Source organism: Gammaproteobacteria bacterium (assembly GCA_028819075.1).
Classification (GTDB): Bacteria; Gemmatimonadota; Gemmatimonadetes; order Longimicrobiales; family Gaopeijiaceae; genus BD2-11.
The window spans coordinates 1-3,195 of sequence record JAPPMM010000026.1; the positions used below are offsets into that span (position 1 = coordinate 1).

Annotated in this window: 3 protein-coding genes and 1 pseudogene; 1 reads left to right on the top strand and 3 read right to left on the bottom strand. The window is 64.6% G+C overall.

Annotated features, from left to right (window positions below; all coding sequences use genetic code 11):
* The first annotated feature begins 82 nt into the window (after nt 1–82).
* Entirely contained in the window at nt 83–1,117 is a 1,035-nt protein-coding gene (locus OXU32_06285) for a hypothetical protein (GenBank protein ID MDE0073573.1), read from the top strand.
* Between the two features lie 477 nt (nt 1,118–1,594).
* On the opposite strand, the pseudogene OXU32_06290 reads toward OXU32_06285, so the two are convergent.
* The 3 genes and pseudogenes from OXU32_06290 to OXU32_06300 all read right to left on the bottom strand — a co-directional run.
* Nucleotides 1,595–2,093: pseudogene (locus OXU32_06290) on the bottom strand (TIR domain-containing protein).
* A gap of 12 nt (nt 2,094–2,105) precedes the next feature.
* Nucleotides 2,106–2,480 (bottom strand): TIR domain-containing protein, encoded by a 375-nt coding sequence (locus OXU32_06295; protein MDE0073574.1) that lies wholly within the window; start codon nt 2,478–2,480, stop codon nt 2,106–2,108.
* A gap of 16 nt (nt 2,481–2,496) precedes the next feature.
* Nucleotides 2,497–3,195, bottom strand: a 699-nt coding sequence (locus OXU32_06300) for a hypothetical protein (GenBank protein ID MDE0073575.1), incomplete at its 5' end; no start/stop codon positions are given.

Sequence of the window (3,195 nt, forward strand, 5' to 3'; positions counted from 1 at the left end):
GCGTGCCATCGTTCGATTCCTCTCTCGATGGACTGCACGATCTGCGCGAACGAAACTTCGCCCGGAGGGTGCGTCTTGACCAGTGCCGGCACACCCGATAGGCCGACACTCCGGGAACGCGACGGCGAGGCAGGAGCTTACATTTGCACGGCCATTCCTTCGACCAAGGGAGACTGCGCTGATCGCCCATCTCAAGGGACGCGAGAAGGCGCTGGAGGCCTTCGGCTGGACCGGACGCCGGGCCGAGTGGATCGCGCTTGCCTGCCTGCACGGCGGCGTCTTCACCCGCTTGCAGTGGACGAGCTTCCTGGGTTGCCACCCGGAGAAGGTGCGGCGCGCCGTCCTCGCGCTCGTCGCGCAGGGCCTGGCCGTCGAGGAGGTTCCGGCGGCCGGCATCCACGGCATTGGCCGCGTGTGCCGGATCCACGCCCGCAGGGTCTACCGGGCGCTCGGAGCCGAAGAGTTCTTTCGGCGTCGCCGGATCACCTCTTATGAGATGCTGATGCGTCGGCTGCTGGCGCTCGACTACGTCCTTGAGCATCCCCGCCTGCCGTGGCTGGCGACCGAGGCCGAGAAGGTCGCCGCATTCGAGGCGCTCGGGATCGAGCTCCGGGTCCTTCCCCAGCGGAGCTATCGGGGCGCCGCCGGGAACCTCCGGCGCCACTTCCACCTCCGGCTGCCGCTCGCGCTGGACGCCGGGCGCGCGGTCTTCGTGTACGTCGATCCCGGCCACGAGACCGCAACCTCGCTGCGCGCCTGGGGCGCGGCGCACCGGGCGCTGTGGGGGATGCTGTGGCGTCGCGGATGCAAGATCGAGGTCGTTGCCGTCACGCGAGGCTGGGAAGAGGCGAGCCGCGCGGACACCGTGCTCGGCAACTGGGCGAGGGGCATGCGCTCGTCCGACTACGACCCGGAGATCGGCCGAGAGATCGAATGGATCGAGGATGTCCTCCGCAGCGCGGACAAGAGCCCGGTCCAAGAGGCGTACGGCAACATCCGGGGCGGACTCGTGCGGCTGGCCGAGCTCAGGAATCGGGCTCGCCAGCAGTCCGGCCGGGGGCTGTTGCACCGGGTGGAAGCATGGGAGACGGAGCGGCTCTTGGGGAGGGGGTTCTGATGGGGATTCCGGCACGCCCCGATGCCGAACGGGATATGTGTATTTCACTTCGGGGGCCGCCGGACACGAAATCCGCCCTCGGACGTGACACGCGGATGACGCCGCAAGTCGCTGACGGCATGACAGTTGGGCCACGGCCGCCCGATTCGTCGATGCCGAACCGGGCCTTCAGGCCGTGGCTGGGAGCGACCCCCCACTTTCGATGCCCAGTGCGGGCATCGGGGAGGGTTGGGATGTACACGTCATCCCAACCCTCCCTCGGGGGTCGCTCCCGGTCCAGCAGTCCCTTGCGGGAAGGCCATCGGGGGTCGGGAAAGACGGATCTCTGACCAGTCGGGCCGATGGTGGCTCGCGTCCTCGGAGCTCCTTGATCGTTGCTCAAAATCCCTGAGCGCCCATCGGTGATCGAGCAGCCCGGTCCCCGTTAGTCCACGACGACGCCGTGGCGGGAATTCACGACTCCGAGGATGCCCTCCATCAGTGCTTGTGCCGGATCTGGATAGCTTCCTCGACAGCATCCGCCAAGTACTGCTTGATCCACGCGTACCGAGCCTTGCTGTTGGTCCCTTGAGGGTTGTAGCACCGCACGATCGAGGAGAGCTTGGCGTTGCTGTTGCCGTAGGCGATGTGGGCGAACGGATCGAGCCCCTTTCTCGAGATACGGCCGTTGAGGTTCCTCAGGCCGTGGATGTGGATCCCTACCACGCCCATCCCACGGTTCCAAGATTCGATGACCTCATAGTCGAGTCCACTTCCGTTTGGCGGTGTTGGTTCCCACCAAGACTACGGTACACGAGCGACCGTAAAGTTGGTTTCCGATCCAGTTCTGGATCGCCCGGTCTCCGCCTCGCGTGACGTCCTCCCAATCGTTGTCCGAGACCGGGCGGTTGCCGTCAACCATACCCATGTTCCGGACTTGGGCGGCGCGCGAGTTGTCCGGCTCGTAATGAAAACTGAAGAAGCAGCGACGGGCCATCGTTCCTCCGTCCTAGTCCAGAACCGACGTCATGTTGTCCCAGGTCCATCGCAAGAGCCGACCCGCATTCGGAACCCGCGTCGGGTTACTGTTCCTGTAGCCTATGATTTGAACGACGGGCTTACCCAAGCGGCGGGCGATTGCGACTTCCTTGAGGACGCCGGGTGCCCTGTGGGTCTTGGGGCCTATTAGGACGACCACCACGTCGCTCCGCTTGATCCTCGCTTCCGCTTCGCGTTCCCAGTGCCTCTGCGGTGCGGCCTCCTTCATCGACCAGTCGGCCCCGCTGAAGGGCGAAGTGGGCAGCCTCATCTGCCCGACCATATGATGCTTGAGGTTCTGATCTTCGTCGAAGTCGAAGCTGAAGAATGCGCGCTTGAGTGCCACGGAACGAGTTGACCTCCTACCACAGGTGCTGGCCAGCGAGCATGACGAGGATTACGACCACGATCATGACCGCGATGGTCCCGTGAAAAAGCCTCAGCGTGAGCGACCAAGCGACCTGCCCGGTGCTGTCTATCTCGTCGTTGAACGGTCTGGTGTCCATTGAAAAGTCGATCGCGGCGTCGGGCTTGCGGGCGCGATCCCACAGCTTCCGGAACAGCCTTTCCTGGCGCAGAAAGTACGCATCCAACGCCCAGAACATGGCTGTCGGAAAGCACGCCAAGTAGACGAAGAGTTCGCTCTTTCCAGCGGCCGCCAAGGCGCCCAAGGCGGCGACCACGGTAATGCTCCACCCCTTGATCAGAAACGAATTCGTAGCCATCCGCGTGATCACGGATTGGATCATCTGTAGGTACGCGATCTTCTCGTCCATGAGATAGAATAACTGACTTCGCCGTGATCGGTCTAGCCGGATCCGCCACGCCCACAGCGGTGGACACCGGGAAACCAGCAGCGGAGACGGGCGAGATAGGGCGACACCGCAGCTTCGCGATTTCGCGATGCGCTGCGCGAGACGGCGTTCACCGCCGCCGGTCGTCGGCCGACTCAATCGTCCGAGCGCGCCGCCCGCGCAGAGTTTCGCCTTCCCGCAGGGATAATTGGAGGGGGAGCGACCCCAGAAGGGGGCGGGGACGAGCGTGTGAAAACGCGCACGGCC